The following is a 2,873-nucleotide window of genomic DNA, read 5'->3' on the forward strand; positions in this document are numbered from 1 at the left end:
AACGAAAATTAGAACTATTAAAGCAAAATAAAAAATTCTTGTTGCAAAAGATGTTTCCTAAAAACAGGGAAAAAAATCCCGAAATAAGATTCTCTGAATTTAATAATGATTGGGAGCAACGTAAGTTTGGGGATATATTTAAATCTATATCTGATAAAGGACACCCTCATTTACCAGTTATTTCTGCTACGCAGGATGCTGGAATGGTTTTGAGGTCTGATAGTGGACATAATATCCAACATGATAAATCTAGTGAAAAAGGTTATAAAAGGGTTCAACCAGGAGATTTTGTAATTCATTTACGATCTTTTCAAGGCGGATTTGCTGCTTCTAAAGTTGAAGGAATTACTTCACCTGCATATACTGTAATTCGTTTTTTAGATAGTAATCAAAATTTTTATTTTTGGAAAAATATATTTATATCTCAAAGATTCATCAAAAGTTTAGTGAAAGTAACGTATGGAATTCGAGATGGTCGCAGTATCAGTTATTCTGATTTTAAGAATTTAAAATGGAACTTTCCTAGTAATGATGAACAGAAAAAGATTGGAACTCACATTGAAAAGGTAAATTCACTCATAACCCTTCATCAAAACAAACTAGAAAAATTGCAAAATTTAAAGAAATTTTTACTAAATAAATTATTCATTTAAAAATAAAACCTCATCAACTTTAATAAAAAGTTAATGAGGTTTTATTTTATATCATTGATAAATGACGTAAAATTTTGTCGTTATCCTTATTTTCTAACTCTTGAATTATATGCAAATATGTTTCTTGGGTTGTAGATACATTAGCATGTCCTAAGCGCTTTGAAACACTAATTACAGATACACCTTCAAAAAGTAATAAAGATGCATGGGTATGTCTTAGTCCATGAATTGAAATAATTGGAATATTAACAGCATCACAATGACGTAGTAAAACCTTGTTAATGGTTGAATTAAATATTTTTTTACCTCTTTCAACAAAGATTGGCCAATCTGGATCTAAATTACGAATTAGATTTTGAAATTGATTCATTAGCTTCCAATCAACTGTTACTTTTCTTTTTGACGTAGGATTCTTAGTTGGCTGAAATTCGCCTATTGAATACTTGTAGTTCCAAGATTTATTGATAATAATTTGTTGATTTACAAAATCAAAATCCGCAGGAGTTAAAGCAAGAGCTTCTGAAAAACGCAAGCCTGTCTTAGCAACTAAAAGGATGAACCAATCCCAATTCAACTCTGTATTTAAATCTAAGTCGTTTAAAAGTAGTTGCAATTCAAATAAATTAAGATATTTCTTTTTCTTTTTACTTGCGGCTTTACCTTTGATTATAGCTCTGCGAGTAGGGTCAGTTCGAATGAAGCCATCGTCAACTGCATCTATAATTGCCGCTTTTAAATGATGATGAAAATCTAGCGTTGTTTGCTTTTCATGAGTTTCAGCATACTTATTCAATATCAATTGATAAGATTTACGATCTAGTTCGTTCATATGAAGATTGGGCGCAATAGCCTTTAATTTCCGTTGAGTAAGGTAGTATTTTTCAAGCGTTGCTTGCCTAACTGCTCCAACCTTATATATATGAATCCATTCCATATAGTATTTGTAAAAAAGTTTAGTACTGATATATTTTCTTGGCATAAGAAAACCTCCTAGAATATATTTATTGCCCACAAATATTATTCTAGGAGGGTTTATTTATATGTTAAATGAATAATTTGTTTAGAAGATGTTTCTTTAGGAGTTTTAATCTTTTGATATTTTGAATTTGATCAGTAATACGCATATCTTGATTATTAAGGGACATGCCTATTTTTTGTTGTTCCTCATAGCTTGGCACAGTAATTGAAATATCTACCAATTTATTTTTAGAAATATTATATCTTGAAATACCTTGACCTAATACCATAATCTTTCTTCTAACAGTCTGAGATCTCAGCAAGTATCCTAGATAATATGGATCAATTTTTTTAGTGGGTCTAAATCCAAAACAAAAACTATTTAAGTATATATTAGATGAGTTACCTAACCATACTGAAGACATTCCTACTTCCTCGGGAGTTTCAGAAGAGGTTGTAAATAGAACATCTCCATACTTTACCTCATTTTGCTTTTTATCAATTTCAATTTTATCAGTACCAGTTAAGTTAGAAATAGGATTAGAAAATACATTCATGTATGTTATATACTCTGCATCCCCATGTCCAAAATCTTCTTTAGTTTTTCCTGATAATCCAGTAAATGTGTTTCCAATATTTTTTAACTTCTTTTGTTCCCAATCCTTATCAAACTCAGAGAATCTTATTTCAGGAATTTTTTCTCCATCTTTAGGAAACATCTTTTGAAGAAAGAATTTTTTATTTTGCTTCAATAGTTCTAATTTTCGTTGATGAAGAGTTATGTTTTTATCTAATAGAAATAGTATGTTTCCGATTTTTTCTTGTTCAATTTTTTGAGGCTCTTTAAAAGTTTGATTTAAAAATTCTTGTGTAACTAGCTCATTCATCATCGTTCCAAGTTTAGTTGATTTTACCAGCTTAGTTTTCATTATATGGTCATTATGAATATAGTATTTCCAATACTTAATATTAATATTAAATACGGGGCGTAATGTAGAAAAACGAGGGGACATAATTCCTGCTCCGATGTCATTTAACACGAATCTGCCAAATTTAAACTTTTTATTAGCATGACCTTCAAAAGCTATGTCACCTATTCTAAGAACTTTATAATTTTTTAACGATTCTTCTGCGGCGTTATTTCCATTTTCGTTAAATTTCATTGATGCAATTGTAATAGTTTTTTCTTTTGAAAATTGGAAATTATTTTTTTCAGAATTTTTTTGAAATACATCCCCAAACTTACGCTGCTCCCAAAATTTA

The 2,873-nt window shown here is 29.5% G+C and carries 3 protein-coding genes; 1 reads left to right on the plus strand and 2 read right to left on the minus strand.

Annotated elements, in window-relative coordinates; all coding sequences use genetic code 11:
* On the plus strand, positions 1–653 hold a 653-nt coding region (locus JCM14209_RS08440; protein WP_369384385.1), incomplete at its 5' end, for a restriction endonuclease subunit S.
* A 46-nt stretch (positions 654–699) separates the two neighbouring features.
* On the opposite strand, the gene JCM14209_RS08445 is transcribed toward JCM14209_RS08440, so the two are convergent.
* Positions 700–1,632, minus strand: a complete 933-nt coding sequence (locus JCM14209_RS08445; RefSeq protein WP_025023026.1) for a site-specific integrase — start codon at positions 1,630–1,632, stop codon at positions 700–702.
* Positions 1,633–1,696: 64 nt separating this feature from the next.
* The coding region (locus JCM14209_RS09550; protein ID WP_025023027.1) for a restriction endonuclease subunit S at positions 1,697–2,873 on the minus strand (1,177 nt) is incomplete at its 5' end.

Source organism: Ligilactobacillus hayakitensis DSM 18933 = JCM 14209 (assembly GCF_000615845.1).
Lineage (GTDB): Bacteria > Bacillota > Bacilli > Lactobacillales > Lactobacillaceae > Ligilactobacillus > Ligilactobacillus hayakitensis.

Excerpts from the sequence above, each read along its gene's own strand:
- JCM14209_RS08445 (WP_025023026.1), bottom strand. The coding sequence starts at position 1,632 with ATGCCAAGAAAATATATCAGTACTAAACTTTTTTACAAATACTATATG.